Below are 26406 nucleotides of genomic sequence, written 5' to 3' on the forward strand. Positions count from 1 at the left end.
ACCTTGATAGTTGCTATTGGTGGAGGAAGCCCACTAGATGTGGCAAAAGTTGTTTCTGCAATGCTTACAAATAAGGGGGAAATTGAGGATTACATAGGTATTCCTGAAAAATTTGAAAATCCTGCTGTTCCTCTTGTAGCAGTCCCTACAACTTCAGGTTCCGGTTCAGAAGTAACCCCTTACGCTGTTTTAACCGACAGGAAAAAGTTAAGAAAAGCACCTTTAATTTCCCGTTTCCTCTTTCCTGTTCTTGCTATTGATGACCCAGACCTTACTATAACAAAATCCTCAAGGACAACAGCTTATACGGGAGTTGATGCATTAACCCACGCAATAGAAGCCCTTTTGTCAAAAAGGAGGAGCAGTATTTCAAAACTTTACTCTCTAAAAGCTATGGAGCTAATTGCCGAGAGTCTCCCTCGGTGTTTTGGGAATCCAAAGGACTTTGAAGCAAGAGAGAAAATGATGCTTGGAAGTTTACTTGGTGGTATGGCAATTACCGACGCTGGAGCTGGACTTGTTCACACTTTGGCACACGTTCTTGGAGTTCTTTATAGAGTTCCTCACGGGCTTGCAAATGGGATTTTCTTAGTTCCTGTTCTTGAGTTTTATGGACTATCTGCAAAAGAGGAAATTGAAGAAATAGGAAAAGCTATGGGATTGGGTTCTGAAATGGAAGAAGTTTTAAATAACCTTCGTTCATTTTTAGACTTCTTGGGGATTCCAAAGTCATTAAAAGATGTTGGGGGGGCTTCCGAGGATATTTCAACTTTTGTTGACCTTGTTATGGAAAAGAAATTTTTAATGTCAAATCTTCCAAGAATTCCGGAAAGTAGGAATATTAGGGAGATTCTTCAAAAACTCTTCTAATTTTTTAATTCTTATATTACAATAAGGCATTAAATAACCCTGAAGAGGTGAAAAATGGCAAAGAATGTGGGGGTTGTTTTTTGCACTTGCGGAGGAAAACTAAAGGAAAAGATAGATTTTGATTCGGTTAAAGATTACCTTAAAGAGGTGGAAGGAATAAAAGAGGTAGTTATCACAGATGACCTCTGCGTTTCTCCTTATGAAAAGCTTAGCTGTTTAAAAGGAAAAGTTGACGGAATTGTTTTTGGAGGATGTTCCGAAAGGTCTTCTTTAAAGTTCAATGAAGACATGATAGAAAAAACTTTAGTCTCCTTGGGGATAGACCCTTCTTTCTACGAAGTTGTGAATCTTAGGGAACAGTGCTTTTACATCCACGATGATTTAGAAGGGATAGATAGAAAGATAAAAGATTCTTTCTCTATGGCTTTGGAAAAACTTAGGTCAAACATTCCATCCTACAAGGAAAAAATAAAAGAAAAGGTCTTAATAGTTGGTGGAGGAATTGCTGGACAAAGGTGTGCCCAAGCGTTGGCAGACTTGGGAATAGAGTCCACGATAGTTGAAGAGAAGCCTTACCTTGGAGGAAAAGGTTTAGAGGTTGCGCTTTTCTGGCAGTCGGAGTCTTCTCCTTCTTTCTGCACCACCGACTGTGTCGTTCCGGTCGTTGGAAGGGATACGCTGCTTAGAAAAGAAAAGATAAAAGTTTTAACCTCTTCTCAAGTTGTCGATGTTGAAAAGAAGGAAGGAAAGTTTGTAGTAAAGATAGAAAGAAAACCTCTTTACGTTGATCCCAATAAGTGTGTTTCCTGTGGAGAGTGTTCGAAGGTTTGTCCAGTAGAAGTTCCGAACCCTTACAACTTAGGGAAGACAAAGATAAAAGCAATAGACAAACCTTTACCGCTGGCAATTCCTGACTACTACACCATAGATGATGAAGCCTGTACAAAGTGTGGAAAGTGTGAAGAAGTCTGTCCTCAAAACGCAATAAATCTTAATGCTAAGGAAGAAACGATAACTGAAGAGTTTGGATCGGTGGTCATCGCTACAGGATTTACGAGCTACGACATGAAAGTCTTCGAAAATCTTTCTTACGGAGAAGAAGGAGTTTTAACTCTTAGAGAGTTTGAGAGATATCTTGCCAACGGACTGTTTAAAGAAAGTCCAAAGGAAGTATCTTTTGTTCTTTGTCTAAAAGACAAGGTTGGATACTGTTCTAAGATCACCTGCAATATAGTGATAAAGCAGGCTTTCCTCTTAAAGAGGAACAACAAAAACGTAAAGGTTAGAATCTTCGCCAAAGAATTAAGAACTACCGGTAGAGCTTTTGAGGAGTTTAGAAGAAGGGCTAAAAAACTTGGAGTTGAATTTATAAAGGAAGCTGTTGAAAAGGTTGAAAGGAAAGAAGGAAAGTTAGAAGTAGCTACCACCAACAGTATTTACACCTCAGACCTTGTAGTTCTTGCAGAGCCTCTAGTTCCTCAACAGGTAAAAATTTCCAAGATGCTTGATCTACAACTTGATAAGTTTGGGTTTCCTTTAGAGTTCCAGCCAAGAGTAATAAATCCTTTAGAGACTTTCGTAAAGAGAGTCTTTGTAATTGGAGGAGCGAAAGGATTTAAAGATGTTCAGGAGTCTATAGAGTCAGCCCTCGGGGGAGCAGTTAGAGTCTATAAAGCTTTAAAGGGGGAGAGAAAGAAATACTACTCCACCATAGATCAAGACAAGTGTTCAAGGTGTGAAACCTGTCTTAGCTGTTGCCCCCACGGAGCTATAACCATAACTAAGGACGAAAAAGTTTTCATAGACCCATCCCTCTGTAGAGGTTGTGGTCTCTGTTATCCACCTTGTCCTTCAAAGGCAATAAGGTTTAACAACCTTGAGGACGAGCAGATATTAAGAATGGCAAAGGTTGCCTTTAGAAACTTAGAAAAAGGAAAACCGAGAGTTCTTGCGTTTTTATGTTATTGGTGTGCTTATGGAGCTGCAGATTTAATGGGAATAAAACATAAAGAAAAACTTCCAGAAAACTTTAGAACAATAAGAATTAGATGTTCAGCTTCCCTTAGCTTGGACGTGATAGCAAAAATATTTGAAGAAGACCTTGCCGATGGAATTGTTGTTGCAGGATGTCCTGTTGCCAACTGCCACCACGTTTTTGGAAATTACATGCAGGAAAGGAGAATTGAAGCCTTTAAGGAAATGCTTGAACTTATGGGAGTTAAAAACAAGGTAGTTAGATGGGAATACATAGGAGTTCCACAAGGTAAGAAACTTGCAAAAGCGATAAGGGAAGTTTTAAAAGCTTTGGAGGTTGAAAATGTCAAAGCTTAAGTTTGCATATTACTTGGCTGGTGGTTGTGCCGGTTGTGATACTTCTTTGTTGGACACAGGGGAAAAACTTTTAGAATTTCTCGATAATGTTGAAATTACGTTCTTTGCCCCGACCATAGCCGACTTTAAATACGAAGATCCAGAAAAACTTCCTCCAAAGAGTATCGATTTTGGTTTCGTTACTGGAAACATAAGAAACGAAGAACATGAAAAAATTGCCAAAGTTATGAGGGAAAAGTGCAAAGTTTTGATAGCTTTCGGTATCTGTGCTTCTTGTGGAGGAGTGAAGGGACTTTCTGCACTTTTTAAAGATGAAGAAATACTACAGAAAGTTTACGGCAAAGAGTGGAAAAGTTTACTCAGTGGAGAAGTTCCAAAACTAAAGAGAGCAAGAGCTTTGGACGATGTTGTTGAAGTTGACTACTACGTTGGTGGATGTCCACCATCAAGGGAACACATAGAAAAGATCTTTAAAACAATTATTGACGGTAGTCTTCCTCCAAAGGGTAGCTGGCTAACGATGGGAAAAGCTGTTTGCGATGTCTGTCCGAGAAATCCAATTCTTAAGGGTAAGAAGAAAAAACAAATTACCCAAGTTAAAAGGTTTCTTGACGTTCCAAAAGAGGATGAATGTCTCCTTGAACAGGGGTATCTTTGTTTGGGTGCTGTAACCCAAGGGGACTGTGGAGCAAGATGTACAAAAGCAAACGTTCCTTGCAGAGGTTGTGGAGGACCTATTCCAGGAGTTAGAGACTTTGGAACTAAAGCGATATCTGCGATTGCTACCTCTTTTGAAGACATTTCTTTCCTAAAAAAGATTCCATCTTCTGTTCATCTCTTTTATAGATATTCTCTCGTTAAGTCTTTACCTATGATTCTCAAGGAAAAGTTGGGGGAAAGAAAATGAGAAAGGTTTTAATAGATCCAATAACAAGGCTTGAAGGGCACGGTAGAATAGAGCTTCTCTTTGGAGAAAATGGAAAGCTGGAGGATGTGAAGTTAAAAGTTGTAGAGCTGATGGGATACGAAAAGTTCTTGGTTGGGATGCCTGCAGAAGAAGTTCCAAGGAGCGTTAGTACAATCTGTGGAGTCTGTAGGACTGTTCACTTTATGGCTTCCTTAAAAGCAATAGACCAAGCCTTCGGAACTACTCCTCCAAAAAAGGCAGAACTTTTAAGAAAAGTTGTTCTTCTTGCAAACCACATAGAAGACCACACTGAAGTTCTTTTTGCCCTCGGCCTTCCAGACTTTATTGTTGGACTTGATGCCCCAAAAGGCGAGAAGAACCTTTTTGGAGTTGCAAAAAAGGTCGGAAGGGAGTTTATAAAGAAAGTTGTAAACCTCAGAACTTCTGCAGCTAAGATAGTGGAAATAGTTGGAGCAAAGAGCGTTCATCCTACGACCGCAATTCCCGGAGGTTGGAGCAAAAAGCTTAAAGAGGAAGAGTTAAAAGAGATTAAAAAATTGGCAAAAGATTGTCTTGAACTTGGGAAACTTGCGGTCGAGACCGTAAAAGAATTTCTCGTTTATCATAAGGAAAACTCCAAGTTTTTAAAGAACGAAAAATTTGACATTAAAAGCAATTTCTTAGCAACTCTCGATGAAAACGGTAAAGTAACCTACTACGACGGTATCCAGGTTGTTAAAGATTTTAATGGAAAAGAGCTTGTAAGGTTTAAAGGAAAAGAATATCAGGAGGTAATTGAGGAAAAGGTTTTACCTTGGAGTTATTCAAAGTTTCCGTACCTTAAAAAGCTTGGTTGGAATGGGATTGTTGAAGGAGAAGGAAGTTCTATTTGTAGTGTTGGACCACTGGCAAGGTTCAACGTTTCTGACGGCTACTCAACTCCAATGGCACAGAAGGAAGCGGAAGAAGTTTTAGAGTTCTTTGGGAAAAAGCCAGTTCTGAACTTTTTCGCTTACCACTGGCTAAGGGCAATAGAGATCTTAAACCAAGCAGAGCTTTTAATAGGAATTTTAAACTCTCCCGAAATCTTAGGAGGAGAGATAGTAAATCCTGCTACAAGGCTTGAAGGAGAGGGTGTTGGCATATTAGAAGCACCACGGGGAACTTTGATACACCACTACGTTACCAATGAAAAGGGACTTATCAAAGATGCCAACCTAATAGTTCCAACAACCATAAATAACTCAGCTATTCAGCTTGCAGTTAAGAAGTTTGCATTCTATCTCTTAGAAAAAGAAGAGAAAATAACTGATGAGAAACTTTCAATTTTAGAAGTCGCCCATAGACCTTATGATTTATGTCTTGCCTGTTCAACCCACTAAAAATATAAAGGGGGAAATCACTTCCCCCCCGTCTCTTTACTCTTTGTCCTTGTTTTCGTCTTTTTTATCAGGTTCTTTTACAATAATTTTAACTTCTTTTCTAGCTGAATCTGCCTTTGGAAGTCTAATTTCTAAAATACCTTTATCGTAAATGGCTTCTATTCCTTCCTCTTTAACTTCCACAGGTAGCGGAACTATTCTTTGGAACTCTCCATAGAAGCTTTCGCTAAAGAATACGTTTTCCTTCTCATCTTTCTTTTCTTGTTTTTTAACTCCCTTAATAATTAGGTAGTTTCCTCTTACCTTTACATCAATGCTGTCCTTGTCAAGACCCGGCATTTCAGCTTTTACAACAACTTCATCGGGAGTTTCATACATTTCAATTCTAGGTTCAAAAGCTGTCTCTAGTCCAGAGAATCCAGAAAATCCTCTCATCATTTCAGACATTAATCTTTCCATTTCAGCAAACTGTCTGAATATATCTTCAAATGGATCAAATCCTCTTCTTCCAAAGAAACCTCCGAACATTTCTCCCTCCTTAAAATTGTTTTTTAATTAAGTTCAACTTCAATTTTAAATTTATACCCTTACCTTAAGATTGCAAGAGAGGGTTATAATTCTTTGCGTATTTTTTGGAGGCCGAGATGGAAGACTTTTTAATTGCAATTCCTGCAAGGATTTCATCTACAAGACTTCCTGAGAAACCTTTAAGGACTTTAAAAGGGAAACCTTTAATAGGTTGGGTTGTTGAAGCCTGTTTAAAGATTACAAAGAATGTCCTTGTTGCAACCGATGACGAGAAGATAAAGGAGGTTGCAGAAAACTTTGGAGCAAAAGCGGTTTTGACCAGTAAAAACCATAAAAGTGGAACAGACAGAATATTTGAAGCTGTAAAAGATTTACCTTTTAAATATATAGTAAACGTTCAAGGTGATGAACCTTTTGTAAAAAGTTTCCACGTTCTATCGATAGTTGATGCTTTAGAAAGGGGAGAACAATTTGCAACAATAGCGACACATTTTTCTCTTGAGGAAGAAGTAAAAGATCCAAACAATGTAAAAGTTGTAATAGACAGAAACTCTTATGCCATATACTTTTCTCGAAGTGTTATTCCCTTTCCAAGAGATGGTAAACTAACTGTGAGTAACTATTTAAAACACGTAGGAATATATGGCTATACCAAAGAAGCCTTAGAAAAGTTCGTTTCTTGGGACGAGGGTTTTTTGGAGAAAATTGAAAAACTTGAGCAGTTAAGAATTATTGAAAATGGTTGTAAGATTAAAGTTTCTATAGTAGAGGAACCTACTTTTGGAATAGATACAGAAGAGGATTTAAAGAAAGCTTTAGAGAAACTTGAAAAAGGAGAGGTCTAATGGCTTCAAAACTAATATTCATAACAGGTGGTGTCCTTTCTTCCATAGGTAAAGGAATTACAGCAGCATCCATTGGAACTCTTCTTGAAAGTAGAGGGTTAAAAGTTACCATCCAAAAACTTGACCCTTATCTTAACGTTGATGCTGGAACAATGAACCCTTACCAGCACGGAGAGGTTTACGTTACTGACGATGGGGCGGAAACCGATCTTGATCTTGGACACTACGAGCGTTTCACAAACGCTACAATGCAAAGAATAAACAACATAACCTCTGGACAAATTTACCAAGAGATAATCCAAAAAGAGAGAAAAGGAGAGTTCTTAGGAGGAACAGTTCAGGTAATTCCTCACGTTACAAATCTTATAAAAGAGAAGATAAAACAGCTTATGTCTTCTGATGTTGACGTTGTTATTGTTGAAGTTGGAGGAACTGTCGGGGATATAGAAGGATTACCTTTCTTAGAAGCAATAAGGCAACTTGGAACAGAAGTTGGAAAGAGTAATGCCATCTATATTCATGTTACTTATGTTCCTTACGTTAAGGCTGCTGGGGAATTAAAAACGAAACCAACCCAGCATTCCGTTAAAGAGTTAAGGGCTATCGGTATTCAGCCAGATATCATTGTTTGTAGAGCTGAACGTTCCATTCCTCAAAGCGTTAAAAGAAAGATAGCACTTTTTGCTAATTTAAAAGAATCTGAAATTATTACTGCAAAAGATGTTTCTACAATTTATGAAGTTCCTCTAATGCTTCAAAAAGAAAAAATTGATGAACTTATAATAGAAAAGCTTCAACTTCCCGTGTCTCAAGAAGCAAATCTTTCTGACTGGAAAGAAATTGTTAACAGGATAAAGAAACCTTCAAGAGGAACTGTAAGAATTGCTATTGTTGGAAAGTACATAGAACTTCCAGATGCTTATAAGAGCATAATAGAGTCTTTTGTTCACGCTGGAGCTTATAACGACGTTAAGGTTGAAATTAAGTGGGTAAGTGCTGAAGATCTTGATGAGAAAGAGCCGGAAGAATTTTTATCCGAGATTAGCGGTATTTTAGTTCCTGGTGGTTTTGGAGAGAGGGGAGTAGAAGGAAAGATAAAAGCTGTAAAGTTTGCAAGGGAAAATAAGATTCCTTTCTTTGGAATTTGTCTTGGAATGCAATGTGCCGTAATAGAGTTTGCAAGAAATGTTGCGGGATTAAAGGATGCGCACGGTAGAGGGTTCAGTTCTTCGACTCCTTATCCTGTAATAGACCTTATGGAGGATCAAAAGGGAGTAAAGGAAAAAGGCGGAACGATGAGACTTGGAGCATACCCTTGTGTTCTAAAAGAAGGAACTAAAGCTTTTGAAAGTTATGGAAAAAGGGAAATCTCCGAAAGACATAGGCATAGATACGAATTTAACAATCAATTTAGAGAAACCTTAGAAAAAGCAGGACTTGTGATAGCCGGAACTTCTCCTGATGGGAAGCTGGTTGAAGTTGTTGAAATAAAAGACCATCCTTGGTTTGTAGCGGTTCAGTTCCATCCAGAGTTTAAATCCCGTCCAAGAGATCCGCATCCATTATTTGTAAACTTTGTAAAGGCTGCTAAGGCTTTAGAGGAAAAGTTTGGAGGTTAAAGAACTTCCTGCTAAAGTATTGACGACCATCGGGATAGGTTCCTCCTATCCCGTTTTTTTTCCTAAAGATGTTAGCGAACTTAAATCCCTTTTGAAAAATGAAAAAGTCTTCGTAATTGGTGGTGGTTCAAACACCGTTTTACCGCCAAAGATTGAAAGTAAGCTTGTAAGCCTTAAACACTTTAAAAAGGTAGAATTTCGCGAAGATTCCATTTTGCTTGGTGCTGGAGTTTTGTTACGAGAAATTATTAAACTACAAATAAAAAAAGGATTCTCTCTATTTGAATTTTTAGCGGGCGTTCCAAAAGCTACAGTTGGAGGACTTGTTGCCCAAAATGCCGGAGCTTTCGGGAAGGAGATAAAAGAAAGACTTCTTGAAGTTATTTTTCTTGATTTAGAAACTTTTGAGATTGTTTCTCTAAAAGATTTTGAAAACTTTTCTTATAGGAGTTCTCCTTTTCCGGAAAAAGGAATAATTCTTGAAGCAAAGTTTAAGATAACGAGAAATAAAAAGGTGAAAGAGGAGATAAAGAGGTTTATTTTTACACGTCTTTCTAAACAACCTCCTTTTTTCGTAAGAACAAGCGGTTCTACATTTAAAAATCCTAAAGGTTTCTCTGCTGGAAAACTTTTAGATATGGCAGGATTTAAAGGTTTTAAAGTCGGGAAAGTAAAATTTTCAGAGTTCCACGCAAACTTTTGCATAAATGAAGGGGGAAGTTTTGAAGATTTTAAAACTCTCGTTGAACTTGCAAAAAAGAAAGTAAAAGAAAAGTTTAACGTGAACCTTGATCTTGAAGTTAAGATTCCTTCTTAAATTCTATTAAAGGTAATCCAGCTTCTTTGGCTATCTCTTTCGCGAGCCAATCGGGATATCCTTCTTTATATATTACTTTGGTTATTCCAGCGTTTATTAGCATTTTGGTACAGAGTGAACAAGGACAGTGGGTACAGTAAAGAATTGCTCCTTTGGTTGAAACTCCATGAAGGGCTGCTTGAATAATGGCGTTCTGTTCTGCGTGTAATCCTCTACAAAGTTCGTGTCTTTCTCCACTCGGGATCCCTAACTTTTCTCTAAGACATCCTACTTCATCAGGGTGTTTCAGTCCAGAAGGAGGTCCATTGTATCCTGTGGAAATAATTCTTTTATCCTTTACAAGAACTGCCCCAACTTTTCTTCTTAGGCAAGTGGATCGGGTAGAAACCATTTCTGCAATAGACATAAAGTATTCATCCCATGAAGGTCTTGGCATTCCTACCTCTTTAGCTTTTTTTTTAAATGAAAAGAACTTCTACTGTTTCTCCTTCTAATACTTTTCCTCTATTTTCTGGAACAACTGCTAAAGCTTTACACAAGGCCATAGAAGTGTAGTTTGAGGTTTGCTGACTTCCAGCATCTTTAACCTTAAGAACTCCATCTTCTGTGAAATAGTTAACTCTTATAAAATCTACTCTGCCTTCTTTCGATTTCAAAGGAGTAGTTGTTATAGCAGTCAAATAGTTGTTTTCAAAGTTCTTTAGACCTGCCATTTTTCTCACAGCTGGAAGTAAGAATTCGATAGCATTGACAAGCATCGCTGAAGGATATCCAGGAAGTCCAAAGAAAAGTGTTTCTTCCTTAACTCCAAATACTAGAGGTCTTCCTGGTCTTATATTTGTCATTGTAAATTTGACATCAAATCCTATCCTTTTAACCACTTCTTTAACAAAGTCATACTTTCCTTTGGAAACCCCTCCGGTTGTGACTAAAATGTCAACAGAAATTAAAGCTTTCTCAAAAAGTTCGATCATACTCTTTTTATCGTCTTCAGCAACTCCGAAATAGATAACATTCGCGAATTCTTCCAAAAGACCTTTTAAGATGTAGTAGTTTGAATTTCTAACAAACCCTTTCTTGTAAGTCTCAAAAGGTTCTAAAACTTCATTACCTGTAGTGATAATTCCAACAGTTGGTCTCTGATAAACCTTCACTTTATAGATACCAAGATTAGCCAAAAGCCCTACCTTTCTATAGTCAAGTCTTGTTCCTTTTTCAAGAACAAGTTCTCCTTTTTCTAGTTCACTTCCTTTAAAGTTTACAAGTGTTCCCTTTTCTACAGGAAAATCGACAATCACATATCCATTCTCTACTTTTACGTCTTCCACTCTTACCGCTGTATCTGCTCCGGTAGGTATTACTCCTCCCGTCATAACAAAGACAGCTTCTCCAATATCAACCTTTTTCTTATCCTCATCTCCTGCTGCAGTTTCTCCGACTATTTTTAGTTTTGCAGGAAGTTTTGCTAAAGATTTGTTGTTAAAGGCATATCCATCGATGGCGGATTTATCCTCATCAGGAATATTGCAAGGAGAGTAGATATCCTCTGCTAAGACTCTGTCGTAGGAATTTTCCAGAGTGATTACTTCTATAAATTTTCTTTTGCAGTTTTCGGTAATTATTCTTTTCGCTTCATTTCTCTTTGCTTTCACTTCTAACTCCTTTTAGGTCTATAATTAATAAAATTTTAAACCTTAATCAGGAGGGGGCAAAAAAATGGTTTAAAAGTGGCGAAGTTTTCTAACTTTGTCAACCTTACTCTTAACCTCAACAGTCAGGTGTAGCATCAATATCAGCGATTCTGACAATGAAAGATAACACCACTCAGGAAGTAATAGACACCTCTACTACAACTCTCCTGACAACTGTTAGCGGTGTAGTTGTAGACGGTTACTTAAAAAATGCAAGAGTGTGTCTTGACCTCAACAACAACAACAAAGAGTGTGATTTAGGAGAACCAACGGCAACAACTAAAGAAGGTGGAATATATACTTTAAATGTTCCTGCAGGTTTGGTTAACAAGTATCCAATAATTGCTGAAGTAATTGTAGGAGAAACAGTGGACGAGGACACTAACCAACCAGTTGACAAAGACGTTGTTCTTCAAGCACCTCCTGGGAAACCTGACATTGTTTTTTCTCTAACTACCTTAGTAGCTACAGAAATAGAGAAAAATCCAGCTTTAACGCTTGAACAGGCTGAACTTAAAGTAAAAGAACAGATGGGAGTTTCTTCCGATGTTTCTCTTTTAGGGGATTACGTTCAAAAGGAAAGTTATGATGATGAGTATAAAAAGTTTCACGAAGTAGCAAAGGTTGTTACAGAAGTTGTAGGTGAAATTCTTGATGACGTAGAAGATCAGGTTTCTGAGGACGAAAGGGATGCCCTTTTAGTAGCAGTTACAGATACTGTAAAAGATAAGCTTTCTACTATTGTTGAAACTGTTGAAGAAACTTTAACCGCTGACAACGGAACCAGCACAGAGAACGCTACTTTAGATACTGACGAAAACTTAGATGTTGATGCAATTGTTAGCCAAATTACATCTCAAGTTAACGCAACTGAAATAGTTAATAATGTAGACAACCTTGACCAACAGCTTGAAGTTGTAAATGATGCAGAGGTTTCTTCTGATGTTTTAGGTTTGATAGGAAAAACGTTCTACTATCTAAAAGAAAAAGATGATAATCCTGTAGTTGCGGCTATTAAATTTGACAGTTCTAACATTACAGGATACGGAGTTTACTTAACATACTTTACTTCTTTTGATGAGTTACTATCTCCAGAATACCAAAGATGGCAAGATCAAACAATTATTACAGAGGATGGAAAAATAATTGCCCATAGTGACTACGATGGAGATGTTAGAATAGACAGCGTTGCCGTAGTGGATTTAGCAGGAAAGACCTTAAAAGCTTCTCAAGTTTTTGAAGAGGGAATGAATGACTTAGAAGATGTAGGACTTTCTGACTTTAACATTACGTTTAACAGTGGAAAAGAATACATTCTATCTTTAACTGGACTTAAGCAAGAACCATCTGTAGTAGCAGCAAGTTTGACATTAGAAAGTGGAGATTGTCACCAACTTCCAGATGGAATAGAAGATGTTGAAGGATTTGTGAATTACTACTCCCGTGATAACAACATTAGTTGGGATTATGATGGTATTTCTACTCAATTCGATTCAGATGAAAAACTTTATGAACCTTCTGGGGCTTACGGTAGATATTGGTTTGAAACTGTAAATATTGGTAATCAGCCAGAAAAAGTTTTAATCCTTGATAGAGGAATTTATAACCATGGCTGGTGGGGAGAACTTTTAAGAATTGTCCAAGATAAGAATGGAACTTACTACTACTGCGTTACAGATTACAGATTTGAAGATAGTGTTATGACTTTCATTACGTTTGATGAAGATGCGATGTCGCAAATAATAGATACTCTAAAAAACGTAATTTCTACCTCTAACAATACTGATACAACTTCTACTTCTACCACTTCTGATTCTTCTGTTTCTTCTTCTATCACTACGTTAGACGAGGTCTACAAGAACTTAAGCATGGAGGATGTAATTTCCTTTATGAAAGAAAACGAAGGTAAACCTGTTTACATCAACGACGGCGACGGCTATGTAACGTGCACCCTTGAAACGGTTAAGGATAGTAATGAGAACATTGTTGGATACACTCTCACAAACTGTAACGACTCAAACTGGAACAGCAGCGGCACTTTTGAAGAAGACACCTACGGCTTGTATATTAAGGAAACTGACGGTGCTACTGACAGAATCTTTTACGTTGATGACACCACTCTGTGTGTAGATCCGAGTGATGGTGATAAGGTGTGTATCTCTACCACAATTCCCTATAGTGTGTCTGCAAATGAACTTGTAGGAAATTACATAGCTTCCTATACTTGGGAGAACGACGAAAATAAGTTGGTTCCCGAGTTTTGTGCTTATTTCAGTCCTTCGGATTCAGCACTGTATTTTGTAAGCTCTACATCTGAGATACTGTTAGCTAATTACAGTATAGATAACAACGTAGTTTCATATACTCCTGTAGATCCTGATTTTGATCCTCAGAAAACTACTTTAATCTATAAGATGGGTAATGGTATCTACTTTGTCAGAAATACTTTTGCAGACGATGTTAATGAGCATTTACTTCAAGTTGTTGACGAAGCCACCTGTAAGAGTATAAACGATTTCGTCGAAGAGGCAGACAACCTTTCAACAGAAACAACAAGCGTAGATACTTCCTCTCTAATCCCTTCTGATGCTGTAGAAACTACCTATGATGAATTGGTTGGAAAGACTTTGTATTCACCTGGAATGGACAACTATCAAATAGAATTGTCTGTTGTTAACTTTTTTGCAACAGACATCATACAAGTAACTGTAGATGATATACCAATTAGCAATATCTCTTCTATTAGCGATCTTTCACCAGATACAACGTGTAGCGTTTCTTTAGTTAACGGAATTTATGAAATTCAATGTCCAGATAGTGATGGAGCAAAAATTTTAGAGATTGAAAAACTGGATCTTACGGGTAAAACAATAACCCTCTTTGGCAGAGACTTTACATTTAGTGGTGGAACTGTTTATTACCTAACTTTTGAAGACATAAACGAAGAAGGTAATATAGAAACTAGCGTCTTACCATTCTTTGATGAAACAGCGATGAACGAGTTACTACCTCAGCTTAAAACTTTACAAGAAGAATTGGAAAATCAATTAGTCCTTTCCCAGTAAAATTTTTTTCAAATCGAGCCACCCTTTGGGGTGGCTTTCTCAATTTTTATTAAAATTACTAAGAAGATTTCAGAGGTAAATCTTAGGTGAAAAAATACCTTTTTATTTTTTCTACTGTTTTATTTATCCTTTTTTCTTGTGGCAAAGATGAAGAAATTTCTTCTCCTCCTCCACCTGAAGGTTTAACAGTAGTTGCTTCTAATGTTAGTGATTCTTTTGTTCCTTCTTATCTTTTTGTATCTGGACTTTCTCCAAAGCTTATCTGTGAAGAAGGGATATTTAATGCTGATAAGATTTCCAGAGAGGAGATTTTCTTTTCGGGGGAGAAATTTACTAACTGTACGCTAGTTTTTACTTCTGCTGAAGGAAGGATAGTCTATACGGGTCTTAACACTATAAGTGTAAATGGAAGTAGTAAGGTACAACTTAACTCTAATTTAAGTATATCTGTACTGGAAGGAAATATTCAACTATTTCCTTTAACTGACAATGACTCCAACGGAATAGCAGATATTTACGAAGGAAAGAAAATTTCCTTAGGTGGAATAGTAGATGATACCCCTTACGATAAAACAGTAATCATAGTTATGGAGGGAGACGATTTAGGAGCTCTTTCCCTTACTTCATTTTTAAAGAATAACTACAACGACCTTGTGGCAGGGCTTCAAGATAACCCTACTCAAAATACTAAATTTGTGGTTATCTGGGATGGTGAATGGAAAAGTGGACTTGATGGAAATTCCGACATTTTTGTTTTAGATCCCTCAAGTGGAAAAACTTTTCCGACTCTTGATTTTGATATCTCAAGTATCCTTTTTGAAGACGATCCTTACAACTACTACAAGAGTGGAGTGAGATTTTGGTTTTCACTCTCTGATAATCTTTCCAACCATTTAAAAGAACTTATAGAGATTGTTGTAAGAATGTATCCGGCTAAATCCTACGATCTTATTCTTTCTGATCATGGTGATGGTTGGACTAGTTTACCTACACCTACAACAAGAAGCGTTCTTTTTGAATACTTTACCGATGAAAGTTCTTCTGGGATAACTTGGCTTGGCACAAAACAGTTCGTAGAAACAGTTCTTTTACCTTTAAAGTCTGAAGGAGTAAACTTTGAACTTATTGGTTTTGATGAATGTTTGATGGGAGAGCTCTCCACCCTTTCTCTAATTTCTCCTTATGCAGAAGTTATTGTAGCCTCTCCAGAGTACGAACCAGGAGACGGTTGGGGTAAAGTTTACTACTACCTTCCTCTATGGTACGAAGCTATTGGTGATACTTGGAGTATTGCAAAAAGTATAGTTGACGGATATGTGGAGTATTACTCAGAAAATCCCATAATCACCAGCGGGTCTTATACAACCATAGGATTAACGGCAGTTAAAACTTCTGCAGTTGAAAACTTGAGAAGCAGTTTTGAAAATTTCGCACTAAGTTTAAAGGAAACGGCTCTAAATGAAATTTATACAGGAAGACTTTACAACTATTTTTACTCTCACTTTGAGAATGGAGATACAAACACCTATTTTGGAACCTTTTGGGCAGGTGATTCTACTGACTATAACTTTTCAGACGAGATAGCCAATAGACTCTATAACTGCACTAATCCATATTCTCTATTTACTGATGGAAATGGCGCTTATCACTGGTTTTACAGTGGTACTGATTACAATGGACTTGGTTTTGACCTCCTTTATACAGTTACAAGAATAGGGTTTACAGCAAGACTTTCAGAACTCGGCTACACAGTTGATACTATTTCCTATGGAGTAGTGCCTTATTTTGACTCTAACACCGTCCAGTCTGCTTTAGACTTTCTGAATACCTACACTACCGTCAAAGATTACGATCAGCTTTACACTAAGTATTTAACTCTCAACGGTGACGGAACTGTTAATTTCAATGTAACAGGTTCAGGTTTATCCATCATTTATCCTTATACTTCCTTGAACTATGATGAGCTTCCTAAATTGTCGTTACATAGTTACCTAAATTTCGTTGATAGTTATAACTCAACTCTTCCAAATTATACAGAGTTTGTTAGGGAAATTTTTGAAACTATGTCAAAAGCAGTGAATGGTTTGAATATCAATTAATTTATAATAAAGACCCAAAAAATTAGGAGGAAGAATGAAAAATAAAAAAATTTTGCTTTTTGCTTTTTTGGGTATAACATCTTTTCTATCTCCAGCTGTGTCTTTTGCAGATGTGGAAAAAGTTTGTAGTTGCAATCAGCTTGGGAGTAATTATTGGTGTGGGATGGGAGATACTCCTGATAAAGCAAAAGAAGAGCTGGCAAAGAATATTTATACGTTCGTTGACTCTAAGTCTTCAAAAATTATAAATGGAGAAAATGGAAAATACACAGGAAAATTTAATCAAAATACACTTATCTCTACTACTGCTATTGTTGGAAATTTAGAAACCAATAGCTGTAACGGCACTTATGTAACTTTTATAAGAAAAGATAAATATAGGAAATTGATAGAAAGCAGCTTTAAAACTGAACTTACAAAAGTAGATACAACTAACGATATTGATGAGCTTTTAAAGATAAGAAGAAGACTTTCTACACTTTACACCGTTGCAAGTTTAGTTGGTGCAAACGTTGGAGAAGATAAATTTAAAGATACAGTAACAAGAATAGATAAAAAAATAGAAAAGATTAAGATAGAAAAGGTAGAGAGCTTTATAAAAACTATTCGTTCGAGGATAAAGGAAGACGAAAACAAACTTCGCGAAAACAGAATAGATTATTCGGAATTTAGCGAGGAAGTTGAAGATGCTATTTCTCAGTTAAGAGAAAAAGCAAGAGAATTTGAAGGTTGTAAAGCCTGTGAAAGGAGATTTGATAGGGCAATAAGTGAGATTCTTTCAATAAAGGAGAAAGTTTTTGATACTCTACCTGCTTCTATAAGAATTATTGTTGTAGAAGGAAATGGAATCGTATTTATAGATGGTAAAAGAAAAAACTCAATTGAAGGTGAGCCGCAAGAAAAATTACATATTATTAAGGTAAAGGGATACAATGGCTACGAAACTAGGATATTTAAAGTTCGCTCGAAAAAAGGGAGAACAATAACAAAAGAAATTCGCTTGTGGAAGTTAGATAAAGTTTTCCACCGCAGAATAAAGCTCGGATATAGAACTCCTTATAACATTTTCTTTGCCTCTTACCAAAAATTCTATTCTTTGAGAAATCCAATTTTTAAAGCTTTTGTTGGAACATCTTTGGGTTATAGTCATGACCATTACGGTTTTGAAACTGAAACTACTGTAGGTTTAAAAGTATATAGGAGAAATGAAGAAGAATTCCTTTTCATGGTTGGAAATAACCTTTTATCTTTCTCTCTTGGAGCATCTCTCGGTTACTACGGATTTAACGATAAAGAAAACAGAAGTTATTGGTTCTTAAGACCTTTTGTTTCAACTGAGCTTGATTTTAACTACTACTTTGGAATTGAGTTAAAAGGTTTTTATCAAAAGATTCTTAGTAAGGATGATGGATTTAAACCTGACAGATTTGGAGTTTCGACCTCTTTAAACTTTTACTTTTAAAAAAGTAGGGGGAGTAGCCTTTCCCCCTTTCTTAAGGTCTTCCGAAAGGACATATTGGAAATACACATACTTGACAGTTATGGCATAATCCCCCGTGGCACTTTGCAACAACTTCCTCTCTTGTTATTACATCACCTATTAAAAGTCGTGGAAGCCAGATATCAAAAGAAGTAGCTTTAAAAAAGAGTGCTGCTGCCGGGACTGCCACAATAGGTTTACCGTTTAACCATCCCATACTGAGCATATTTCCCGGTTGAATAGGATTTCCCCTTATGAAGTTTTCCACTCCTGCTTCTTTTACAGCCTTATAAGTTACATCATCTGGATCAACAGAAGTTCCACCTGTTAAAACTACCATATCGTATTTGCTAGCAAACTCTTTAATTTTCTGTTTTATCTGTTCTTTATCATCCGGTAGGATTATCTTTTCTTCTACCTTTGCTTTGAAGAATTCAAGCTTTGGTTTCAGTCTATCATAGAACTTCTCTTTTATCCTTCCGTAGTAAACTTCATTTCCAGTAATGATAATTCCAACCTTTTTTTCAGTGAAAGGAACAACTCTAATAATTCCACCTTTTACAATGTTTATAGCCCTTTCTATTTCTTCTTTTTTTGCTATTAACGAAATTATCCTTACAGCAGCTAATTTGTCTCCTTCCTTTACGTACATATTGTTGTGAATGGTTGGACATGAAGGTTCCCCAACCGAGTTAAAAGCTATAAGCTTTTCAACGTCTATCTTCACAACTCCGAAAACCTTAGAGTATATGTTTATCTTTCCTTCTTTTGGTTCTTTATCTCTATAGGTGTTTTCTCCCATTAAAGCATCAGCAAGCAAAATTGCTGCTTCGTCTTCATGGATTTCATCTTTCGATAGTTCCAATACGTATATATAGTCTTTACCAAGTTTTTTAAGCTTTTCAACATCTTCTTCTCTTATTATGTGTCCTTTTTTAAAAACTCTTCCTTTAAAATTTCTGTCAAGATCAACTTCTGTAATGTCATGAACTAAAATCATTCCAACCGCTTCTTCAACTTTTACTTTTCTTTTCATACGTCCTCCTTAATAACTGGCATAAAATCTGCGCAAAGGTAGAAAGTAGCTGTTCTCCCTTCTTCTATTATAAAGTTTGGAGAAAGTGAAGATGGAATAGATAACTCTACTTCCTCTCCAAGGTCTATAACAATTTTTGTAATTTCCCGCCTAAACTCAATCTTTTTAACGAGTGCTGTTAATTTAGTAGATTCGGCAGTTGGACTTAAAGCAAGAGAAAAGGGAAGAATAGATACAAGGACTTTATCATGAGCTTTCAAGTTTTCGTCTCTTTTGCATTTAAGGATAAATCCCTTTTCGGTTTTTACAAAAACGTATTTCTTTTCTATCTTTAGGACTTCTCCTTTGAGAAAACTTCTGTGTCCCAGAAGTCTTGCGACTTTCTCATTTTTTGGACTCATAAAAACTTCAAAGGGCTTTTCAACTTGAACAACTTTTCCTTTATCCATTACTACCATAAAGTCTGCCAGTTCAAAAACTTCGTCTATGTCGTGGCTTACTAAGATAATTGGTATTTCAAAAATCTTTTGGATTTCCTTTATCTCCTCATAAAGAGAAAGCTTTAGACTTTTATGGAGGGCAGAAAAAGGTTCATCAAGAAGAAGAATTTTGGGTTTGGTTGCAAGGGCCCTTGCTAAGGCAACCCTTTGTTTCTGACCACCGGATATCTCAGAAGGATACTTATCTTTAACAGAATCTATTTCAAGAATTTCCAAAAGTCTTTCTATAAGTTTTTCATCTTTACTGCTGTAACGTATGTTCTCTATAACGGTCATATGGGGAAAGAGGGCATAGTCCTGAAAGAGGTAACCGACCCTCCTCTTCTGGGGCGGGAGGTTAATTCTCCTTTCAGAGTCAAAGAAGAGCTCTCCGTTAACCTCTATTCTCCCTTCATCCGGCTCTATAAGACCTGCCACTGCCTGAAGTGTGAGGCTCTTCCCAGAACCGGAAGGGGCAAAGAGGGCAGTTATTCTGGCTTCAGAATGAAAACCTACATCTAAGGAAAAATCTTTTAGTTTTTTCCTAACAGAAACGGTTAACATGGCTCTATCCTTACCTTAATATCTGCAGGTTTCCCAAAATAGGCACAGGTTAGAACTACGATATCAACTCCGGTAGAAGCATAGAGTTTGATATTTTGTTCATTTATGCCACCAGCGTCAGCCACTTTTGCAAAAGGAACATTCTCCCTTTTAAACTCTACAACTTTCCTGACATCTTCTACCGAGAACTTATCAAGCTGAACCACATCAACTCCAGCTTCCAGAGCCATAAAAGCCTCTTCTACCGAGTTCACTTCTACTGTGATTTTTTTCTCTGGAATTCTCTTCTTTAAAGACTGGAGCTCCTTCAAGAAATTCTCCAGACCACCAAAGAACTTTAAATGCTGTTCAAAAATCAGAACGGTTTCAGAAAGTCCTAACCGGTGGGGGAGAGCTCCTCCAGCAAGAATTCCTTTTATGCAAATTTTCTTGGAAAGAGGAAAAGTTTTTCTCGTTGTAACAACTTCAACATCAGGATTAACACTTTTGGCAAGGTCAACTAAATTTTTAGTTCTAGTAGCTATTCCCGATGCGTACTCCAAAATGTTTTGCGTTACTTTCCAGACTTTGTGAAGTACTTCAGCTTTTCCTCTTGCCCTTAGTAAAACCTCACCTGCCGAAGCCAACGTTCCGCTGGGAACAGACTCAAGAACTTTTGCCCCAAACTTTTCAAGTATTCTCCTACACTCCTCAGTTCCACAAACTACTATTTCGTGCCTTGAAGAATAAGTTATCTCTCCCTCCTTATCTCCAATTCCAAGAACGAAGGTTGTTAAATCAAAGTAAGGAACATCATCCTCAACAAGTCTATCAATTTCACTTTCAGTAAAAACTACCATCTCTTCTCTCCCTGGGTCAGTCTGTTTATCAGGTAGATAATTGCAATGGAAATCACAGCCGTAATTGCAGTCAGGATGTTGGCTTTCTGGAAATCTCCTCCTGAAACAGCACTGTATATTTCAAGGGGAATCGTATTTGTCTTGAAAGGAATGTTCCCTGCAAGCATAAGGGTTGCTCCAAACTCTCCAAGAGCCCTTGCAAAGGAGAGAATAAGTGCTGCAACAATACCCTTCTTTGCAAGTGGGAGGACGATTTTTAAAAAGGTCTGGAGCTCACCCTTTCCGAGAGTATAGGAAACCTTTATAAGATTCCTGTCAACAGCTTCAATTGCTGCCCTTGAACTTTTGACGAAAATTGGAAAAGCAGCAACAGAAGCGGCAACAACAGCCCCATACCAGGTGAAGACAATGCCTGTGTGAAAGAGTTTGTAGAGGAAAGCGCCGATAATGCCGTTTTTTCCAAGAATGAGAAGAAGTAGATAGCCTGTAACTGTCGGTGGAAAGACAAGGGGAAGAGTAACAAGAGCATCAATTAGATTTTTAAGTGGAAAGCTCCTTGTTGCAAGAAAGTAAGAAACGGGGAGGCCGAAGAGGAAGACGAGAAGAGAAGAGAGAGTTGCAACTTTCAGCGAGAGTTTTATTGAAAAAAGAGCTTGAGGATCCATCATTTACCTACCCTCATTGACTTTAAAGAAACCAAACTTTCCAAACTCTTTTCCATCTTGAGAAAGCAGGAATTCTTCAAACTCCCTACCAAGGTTCTTTTTCTGTGAAGAATTAACTAAACCCACGTAGAACATTATTGGTCTGTGTGAACTTTCTGGAAAGACTTCTATGAGTTTCAACCTATCTTTAAATTTCATATAGTCAGAGTAGTAAATAATTCCTGCATCTGCATTTCCTGTTACAACCCAGATTGTTATTTGCCTCACAGTTGGTGCAAACACTAACTTTTCCTTAACTTTTTCGTAAAGACCGAGGTTTTTTAAAGTTTCCAGAGCATACTTACCAACAGGAGCAAGCTTGTCACCTACAGCTATCTTCTCTGCTTCTTCTAAGGAGGTTACTTTTGAATTCTTAGGAACAACAAGAACCAACTTTGTCTTGGCAAAAGGTAAGGCACTCTCCTTATCTACAACTCCCTTTTTGACTAAGTAGTCCATCCAGAACTTTGAAGCGGAAATGTAAACATCAGCTGGAGCTCCAGCTTCTATCTGCCTTGCAAGTTTTCCAGAAGATGAGAAGTTGAAAATTAATCTGTTACCCGTTTGTTTCTCAAACCTGTCCCCGATCTCAGAAACAAGTTCTCTTGTCCCCATTGCAGCAGAAATGGAGATCTCTGCAGCGAAACTGTTTGAAAACATAAAGGTTATAATAAACATAAACACAGTTAAGATCAGACGCATAGTTCTCCTCCTTTTGCATTCATGGTTTTGAAAATGGGAGGTGCCTTGGGCACCTCCCTCTTATTTAAAAGAGAAGTTGGAATTCAGTTACAAACAGGTTGTTAGCAATTTCGTCTCCGTGTCTCTCATTTGCCCAGATATAAGCTGACCTAACTGCAGCCTGCCAGCCATTTAAGAGGTAGTAAAAACCAACACTTGTGTAATCAACATCGTTCTTATCGTCAACATTGTCGTTTGGATCAAGCCAGGAATACCTTCCTACAAGGTGTAATCCTTTGATGGTAGGCACTGCATAATCTCCTTGAATGTAAAAACCTTTCGCATTCCCAAGGTTTACAGGATTACCACTGCTGTCTTTTGCATCTGTTGGATTGTCGTAGAGGTATCCTCCCTCAAAAGCTAAACCTAAGGGTTTTATATCAAGTCTCGTTTCAACATCAAAGAGATTTCTCTTTACAACAGAGGCTCCATAAGCTGTATAGACAAGTTTGGAGTATCTGTCGTAACCTGTTTCGTATCCAGCTCTAACTCTCCATCTGAAATCTTCATTGTTGACTGGTACTGTATCAACTGCAAAGGTGTAGAGATATTTCTTATCCTTGTTATAAATCTTATCGTTAGAGCTCCATCCTTCTCCATTGAGGATAGAAGCAGCAAACTTCAAGTTCTTTAAAGGAACGTAAGTTGCTGCTATACCAACATTTCTCCAGACAGGAGCAATTTTGTTAACCGTGATGGGTCTTTCGGGAAACCAGAGAGTTGTTCCTGATTTCAGGTAGGACATAGAAAGGGGAACTTTAAACTGTCCCATTTTTAAAGAGATAGGAATTGAGTCAAACTTGTAGTCAACGTAAGCATCCCAGCGTTCTACGTTACTTCCCCTGTCAGATCTGATGTGAATCATATAACCAGTGTTGTCGTTTAGTTTTCCGTGGAATCTGACTCTTGCCTTTCTAATAAGGAATCCATTTCCTGGGTCGCCGTATATAGTTTTTTCACCTTCATCTAAATCTTCGGCTTGAGAGAACCTGAAGAGGACTCTTCCATCAACCTGAAGCTTTTCTGTCCTCTTACGGGGTGTTACCGTGTAGCCCGATTTCTTGAGGAGACTTTTTAGCTTTTTGTTTTCTTCCTCAAGCTGGCTGACTTTTTGCTCCAGTTGTTGGAGCTTTTGGAGGATTTCTTCGTTTGAGACTTCCTTAGCAAAACCTTGAGAAGAGAGAAGAACGAGACTCAGAGCGAATAAGCTCTTCCTCATCCTAAAACCTCCTCCTAAAATAATTAAGGGGCCAGCCCCGGATTGGAACTGGCCCCTTAAACTGCAAGTTCTTTGGGTTCCTTTCCAATCCGGGAGGCATGCCCGTTTCCAGACATACCCTATCGGTCTGACCCCATAGGCTTAAAGCCCTTAGGCAGTCAGACTCGGAACCCAGGGTTAATTCTAACATACACTTTTCAAAATTAGTAAACCATCTCCAACAGGAACAAGGAAACTTTCAAAATTTGGATACTCTTTTATATCTTCCAAGAACTTCTTTAAAAGGTTTATGGAACGAACATACTTTTGAGGAACATCATCGGTAGCTACATAACCTCTAAAAAGAACATTATCAAAGATAACTATTCCTTTTTCTGTAAGGAGTGCCTGAACTTTGTAGTTAAAAAAGACGTATTCAGACTTTCCAACATCTACAAAAATGAGGTCAAACTTTTCATCTTCCGCTAAGAATTTCCTTACAACGTCAAATGCATCTTCTTCCAAAATCTCTATATAAGCTTTCGCTTTTTCGAAAAATCTTCTTGCAATTTCCGTTCTTTTCCTGTTTACATCTACCGTTGTTATTTGGCTTTTTTTGTTTGCAAAGAACATATGTAAGGTGCTATAACCTATCCCAGTTCCTATTTCAAGGATTTTCTTTGGTTTTAAAGCAGAAACTAAAAACCTTAAAAGAATTGCTGAAGAGGGAAGAAGTATTGGGACTTTATTTTCCTTAGCAAACTCTTCTATTTCCAAAAAGATTGGTTCCCGCTTGAAAAATTCTTGAACAAAAAACTCAATAGGTTCAGGTATTATTTCACTTAAATTTTTCCACCTTTTAAACTCCACCTTTACTCCCAATGATCTCCAAACTTAACGGTAGCAGTTAAGGGTACAGAAAGTCTGACAACGTTTTCCATTGTGTCTTTCGTTGTTCTTATAACTTCTTCCAAAGATTCTTCTGGTGTTTCAATGATTATCTCGTCGTGAACTTGTAAGGTCATATGGGCTTTAAGAGATTTCAGCTTTTTATATAGTTCTACCATTGCAAGTTTCATTATATCGGCGGCTGTCCCTTGAATTTTGGCGTTCACTGCTGCCCTCTCTCCAAAGCTTCTTATATTATGGTTAGATGATTTAAGCTCAGGTAATGGTCTAATCCTTCCAAAAAGGGTCTTTACATAACCTTTCTCGTAAGCCTCTTTTAAAGTTTCTTCTATGTATTCTCTAACCTTTAGAAACTTTTTAAAATATCTTTCTATATATTCTTTAGCTTCTTCTACTGAAATCTTTAAGCGTTCCGATAAACCGTATGGAGTCATACCGTATATGATTCCAAAGTTAACAGTTTTAGCAACCCTTCTAAGCTTTTCGTCAACCTTACTTTCCGGAACCCCAAAAAGATGAACAGCGGTTTCTGTATGAATGTCCTTTCCTTCTTTAAAGGCCAAAATCAGTTTTTCATCTTCTGAAAGGTGTGCCAGAACTCTTAACTCTATCTGGGAATAGTCTGCCCAAACCAGTTTAAAACCGTGAGGGGCAATAACCGAATATCTTATCTTCTTTGAAAGGTCACTAGCCGTGGAAAGATTTTGAAGGTTGGGCGAGTGAGTTGAAAGCCTTCCTGTTGCTGTACTTGTTTGTAAAAACTTTGTATGAACCCGTCCATCTTCATCCATAAACTTAATAATTCCTTTAACGAAAGTACTGTTTAACTTTGAAAGTTTCCTGTGTTCCAGTATTAGCTTAGCTATTTCTTCTCCTTGAAGTGCTAATTTTTCAAGAGTTTCAGCATCTACCGAATAACCGGTTTTAGTTTTTTTGAAAGACTTCAATCCTAATTTCTCAAAAAGGATTCTGGATAACTCTTTTGTTGAGTTTAAGTTAAACCTTTCTCCTGCAAGGAGGAAAATCTTCTCTTCTATCTTTTGGGCTTCTTGCGAGAGCTCTTTTCCAAACTTTAAGAGGTAATCTTTATCAAACAAAACTCCCCTTTCTTCCATCTTGTAAAGGACAAAAGACAGAGGATGTTCTATTTTCTTGTAAAGTTTTTCTAAACCTTTCTCTTTTAGTTCTTTTAAGATCTTTTTTCCAATAGTTACAGTATAATGGGAATAATCTCTGACGTTTTCCATATCTGTAATTTCTAGTCTTTCTTCCAAAATCTCTTTTGCAGAATATCCCTTTTTCAAAGGATTTATTAGATATTCACATAAAGAAAGGTCTACAAAAGGAAAATCTTTTATCTTTTCTCCAAATTCGTGGTAAAGTTTTTTTAAATCAAAAGTATAGATAACTCCTCTTCTTGGTAAAAACTCTAAAATCTCGTCTTTCTTGAGGAGAGAGTAGCCATCGGAAGTAGCAACTATAAGTTCTCCATCGTAAATGACAACAACTTCAGAAGAAGAAAAAAGATCTTTTGGAAAGATTTTCTCTTTTAACTTTTCTTTTGGAATCTCTTTACTCTTTTCAAGCTTTTCCTTTCCAAGCTCAATATCTGGAAAGAGTTTTTTAAGTTCAGATAGAATACTTTTCATCTCGAGTTCTTTTAAGATTTCACCAAGGCATTCTCCGTTTGGGATTTGTAGCTCTAAGTCTTGTAGAGAAACATCAATTGGAACATCTGTCTCTATTTTTGCAAGCGTTTTACTTAAAAAGGCTTGCTCCTTATATTTTTCTAAGAGCTCTTTTTTCTTTTTTGTTAGTTTATCAAGATTTTCATAAAGATTTTCAAGAGTTTTAAATTCTAAAATGAACTTTTTAGCCGTTTTTTCGCCAATTCCCGGAACTCCCGGAATGTTGTCTATAGAATCTCCTGAAAGACCAAAAAGGTCTGGAAGTTGGGAGGGTTCCATTTCATACTCTTTTTTAAATGTTTCAAGGTCGTAAAGTTTTTTTTCCTTAGTTTGTGGATTTACCGAAAGCACTGAAATATTTTCGTCAATAAGCTGTCTTATGTCTTTGTCGGGAGTGATTATTACAACTTTGATACGGGCTTTAGAAAGTTTTTTAGCCACAGTTCCAAGAACGTCATCGGCTTCAAATCCTTCTTTTTCCAAAACTTTGGCTCCGAAACATTCCAAGAATTTTTTAATGTAAGGTAGTTGCACTTTAAAATTATCGGGCGCCTTTTTTCTGTTTGCTTTATAGTCTTTAAAAATCTTGCTCCTAAAAGTTTTTTTCTTAACAT

21 protein-coding genes and 1 riboswitch are annotated in these 26406 nt (G+C 37.1%); of the genes, 10 read left to right on the forward strand and 11 right to left on the reverse strand.

What is annotated here, in order from left to right; genetic code table 11:
- The 4 genes from ABGX27_08270 to ABGX27_08285 all read left to right on the forward strand — a co-directional run.
- Positions 1-870: iron-containing alcohol dehydrogenase (locus ABGX27_08270; protein MEO2069481.1), on the forward strand; the 870-nt coding region annotated here is incomplete at its 5' end.
- Between the two features lie 54 nt (positions 871-924).
- Positions 925-3201: a hydrogenase iron-sulfur subunit gene (locus ABGX27_08275; protein ID MEO2069482.1), complete on the forward strand. Its 2277-nt coding sequence runs from the start codon at positions 925-927 to the stop codon at positions 3199-3201.
- Complete coding sequence (locus ABGX27_08280) at positions 3188-4108, forward strand: F420-nonreducing hydrogenase (GenBank protein ID MEO2069483.1); 921 nt, start codon at positions 3188-3190, stop codon at positions 4106-4108. The genes ABGX27_08275 and ABGX27_08280 overlap by 14 nt, the downstream gene beginning before the upstream one ends.
- Complete coding sequence (locus ABGX27_08285) at positions 4105-5490, forward strand: Ni/Fe hydrogenase subunit alpha (GenBank protein MEO2069484.1); 1386 nt, start codon at positions 4105-4107, stop codon at positions 5488-5490. Before ABGX27_08280 ends, ABGX27_08285 begins: the two co-directional genes overlap by 4 nt.
- 36 nt (positions 5491-5526) lie before the next feature.
- Here the strand turns inward: ABGX27_08285 and ABGX27_08290 are convergent, their stop codons facing one another.
- A complete protein-coding gene (locus ABGX27_08290) occupies positions 5527-6018 on the reverse strand; it encodes an Hsp20/alpha crystallin family protein (GenBank protein MEO2069485.1) in 492 nt (163 codons plus the stop codon).
- Between the two features lie 116 nt (positions 6019-6134).
- Here ABGX27_08290 and kdsB point away from each other — a divergent pair, with 116 nt between their 5' ends.
- From kdsB to murB, 3 genes are read left to right on the forward strand one after another with little or no spacing between them, the layout of a single operon-like run.
- Complete coding sequence (gene kdsB / locus ABGX27_08295) at positions 6135-6863, forward strand: 3-deoxy-manno-octulosonate cytidylyltransferase (protein MEO2069486.1); 729 nt, start codon at positions 6135-6137, stop codon at positions 6861-6863.
- The gene (locus tag ABGX27_08300; GenBank protein MEO2069487.1) at positions 6863-8482 is read left to right on the forward strand and encodes a CTP synthase; all 1620 of its coding nucleotides are present in this window, start codon (positions 6863-6865) and stop codon (positions 8480-8482) included. The genes kdsB and ABGX27_08300 overlap by 1 nt, the downstream gene beginning before the upstream one ends.
- Entirely contained in the window at positions 8472-9299 is an 828-nt protein-coding gene (gene murB / locus ABGX27_08305; protein MEO2069488.1) for a UDP-N-acetylmuramate dehydrogenase, read from the forward strand. The genes ABGX27_08300 and murB overlap by 11 nt, the downstream gene beginning before the upstream one ends.
- On the opposite strand, the gene ABGX27_08310 is transcribed toward murB, so the two are convergent.
- Positions 9283-9735: a cytidine/deoxycytidylate deaminase family protein gene (locus tag ABGX27_08310; protein ID MEO2069489.1), complete on the reverse strand. Its 453-nt coding sequence runs from the start codon at positions 9733-9735 to the stop codon at positions 9283-9285. The two genes, murB and ABGX27_08310, sit on opposite strands and share 17 nt — an antisense overlap.
- A 22-nt stretch (positions 9736-9757) precedes the next feature.
- Positions 9758-10951 (reverse strand): gephyrin-like molybdotransferase Glp, encoded by a 1194-nt coding sequence (gene glp / locus ABGX27_08315; GenBank protein MEO2069490.1) that lies wholly within the window; start codon positions 10949-10951, stop codon positions 9758-9760.
- 155 nt (positions 10952-11106) lie between these two features.
- Between glp and ABGX27_08320 the strand changes: the two genes are divergently transcribed.
- From ABGX27_08320 to ABGX27_08330, 3 genes are all read left to right on the forward strand, one after another.
- Positions 11107-14055, forward strand: a complete 2949-nt coding sequence (locus ABGX27_08320) for a hypothetical protein (GenBank protein MEO2069491.1) — start codon at positions 11107-11109, stop codon at positions 14053-14055.
- A gap of 86 nt (positions 14056-14141) precedes the next feature.
- A complete protein-coding gene (locus tag ABGX27_08325; protein ID MEO2069492.1) occupies positions 14142-16154 on the forward strand; it encodes a clostripain-related cysteine peptidase in 2013 nt (670 codons plus the stop codon).
- 34 nt (positions 16155-16188) lie between these two features.
- The gene (locus ABGX27_08330; protein MEO2069493.1) at positions 16189-17616 is read left to right on the forward strand and encodes a hypothetical protein; all 1428 of its coding nucleotides are present in this window, start codon (positions 16189-16191) and stop codon (positions 17614-17616) included.
- A gap of 31 nt (positions 17617-17647) precedes the next feature.
- Here ABGX27_08330 and ABGX27_08335 read toward each other — a convergent pair whose 3' ends face one another.
- The 8 genes from ABGX27_08335 to polA all read right to left on the reverse strand — a co-directional run.
- Positions 17648-18670, reverse strand: a complete 1023-nt coding sequence (locus ABGX27_08335) for a molybdopterin-binding protein (protein ID MEO2069494.1) — start codon at positions 18668-18670, stop codon at positions 17648-17650.
- Positions 18667-19713: an ABC transporter ATP-binding protein gene (locus ABGX27_08340; protein ID MEO2069495.1), complete on the reverse strand. Its 1047-nt coding sequence runs from the start codon at positions 19711-19713 to the stop codon at positions 18667-18669. Before ABGX27_08340 ends, ABGX27_08335 begins: the two co-directional genes overlap by 4 nt.
- Positions 19707-20552 (reverse strand): ModD protein, encoded by an 846-nt coding sequence (modD, locus tag ABGX27_08345; GenBank protein ID MEO2069496.1) that lies wholly within the window; start codon positions 20550-20552, stop codon positions 19707-19709. The genes ABGX27_08340 and modD overlap by 7 nt, the downstream gene beginning before the upstream one ends.
- Positions 20546-21217 carry a molybdate ABC transporter permease subunit gene (modB, locus tag ABGX27_08350; protein MEO2069497.1) on the reverse strand — a complete coding sequence of 224 codons (672 nt, stop codon included), beginning with the start codon at positions 21215-21217 and terminating at the stop codon, positions 20546-20548. Before modB ends, modD begins: the two co-directional genes overlap by 7 nt.
- A 3-nt stretch (positions 21218-21220) precedes the next feature.
- Positions 21221-21958 (reverse strand): molybdate ABC transporter substrate-binding protein, encoded by a 738-nt coding sequence (gene modA, locus ABGX27_08355; GenBank protein MEO2069498.1) that lies wholly within the window; start codon positions 21956-21958, stop codon positions 21221-21223.
- 64 nt (positions 21959-22022) lie between these two features.
- Positions 22023-23216 (reverse strand): porin, encoded by a 1194-nt coding sequence (locus ABGX27_08360; GenBank protein MEO2069499.1) that lies wholly within the window; start codon positions 23214-23216, stop codon positions 22023-22025.
- Between the two features lie 61 nt (positions 23217-23277).
- A riboswitch (molybdenum cofactor riboswitch) is annotated at positions 23278-23398 on the reverse strand.
- Between the two features lies 1 nt (position 23399).
- Complete coding sequence (locus ABGX27_08365; GenBank protein ID MEO2069500.1) at positions 23400-24065, reverse strand: O-methyltransferase; 666 nt, start codon at positions 24063-24065, stop codon at positions 23400-23402.
- A gap of 2 nt (positions 24066-24067) precedes the next feature.
- Positions 24068-26406: DNA polymerase I (gene polA, locus ABGX27_08370; protein MEO2069501.1), on the reverse strand; the 2339-nt coding region annotated here is incomplete at its 5' end.

The sequence above is a fragment of the Desulfurobacteriaceae bacterium genome (genome assembly GCA_039832905.1).
Taxonomy (GTDB): Bacteria; Aquificota; Aquificia; order Desulfurobacteriales; family Desulfurobacteriaceae; genus Desulfurobacterium.

Coding starts and splice junctions, on each gene's coding strand:
- ABGX27_08300 (MEO2069487.1), top strand. CDS start 6,863: ATGGCTTCAAAACTAATATTCATAACAGGTGGTGTCCTTTCTTCCATA.
- ABGX27_08335 (MEO2069494.1), bottom strand. CDS start 18,670: ATGAAAAGAAAAGTAAAAGTTGAAGAAGCGGTTGGAATGATTTTAGTT.
- ABGX27_08330 (MEO2069493.1), top strand. CDS start 16,189: ATGAAAAATAAAAAAATTTTGCTTTTTGCTTTTTTGGGTATAACATCT.
- ABGX27_08310 (MEO2069489.1), bottom strand. CDS start 9,735: ATGCCAAGACCTTCATGGGATGAATACTTTATGTCTATTGCAGAAATG.
- ABGX27_08290 (MEO2069485.1), bottom strand. CDS start 6,018: ATGTTCGGAGGTTTCTTTGGAAGAAGAGGATTTGATCCATTTGAAGAT.
- ABGX27_08320 (MEO2069491.1), top strand. CDS start 11,107: ATGAAAGATAACACCACTCAGGAAGTAATAGACACCTCTACTACAACT.
- modB (MEO2069497.1), bottom strand. CDS start 21,217: ATGGATCCTCAAGCTCTTTTTTCAATAAAACTCTCGCTGAAAGTTGCA.
- ABGX27_08280 (MEO2069483.1), top strand. CDS start 3,188: ATGTCAAAGCTTAAGTTTGCATATTACTTGGCTGGTGGTTGTGCCGGT.
- ABGX27_08285 (MEO2069484.1), top strand. CDS start 4,105: ATGAGAAAGGTTTTAATAGATCCAATAACAAGGCTTGAAGGGCACGGT.
- modD (MEO2069496.1), bottom strand. CDS start 20,552: ATGGTAGTTTTTACTGAAAGTGAAATTGATAGACTTGTTGAGGATGAT.
- modA (MEO2069498.1), bottom strand. CDS start 21,958: ATGCGTCTGATCTTAACTGTGTTTATGTTTATTATAACCTTTATGTTT.
- ABGX27_08275 (MEO2069482.1), top strand. CDS start 925: ATGGCAAAGAATGTGGGGGTTGTTTTTTGCACTTGCGGAGGAAAACTA.
- kdsB (MEO2069486.1), top strand. CDS start 6,135: ATGGAAGACTTTTTAATTGCAATTCCTGCAAGGATTTCATCTACAAGA.
- ABGX27_08360 (MEO2069499.1), bottom strand. CDS start 23,216: ATGAGGAAGAGCTTATTCGCTCTGAGTCTCGTTCTTCTCTCTTCTCAA.
- ABGX27_08340 (MEO2069495.1), bottom strand. CDS start 19,713: ATGTTAACCGTTTCTGTTAGGAAAAAACTAAAAGATTTTTCCTTAGAT.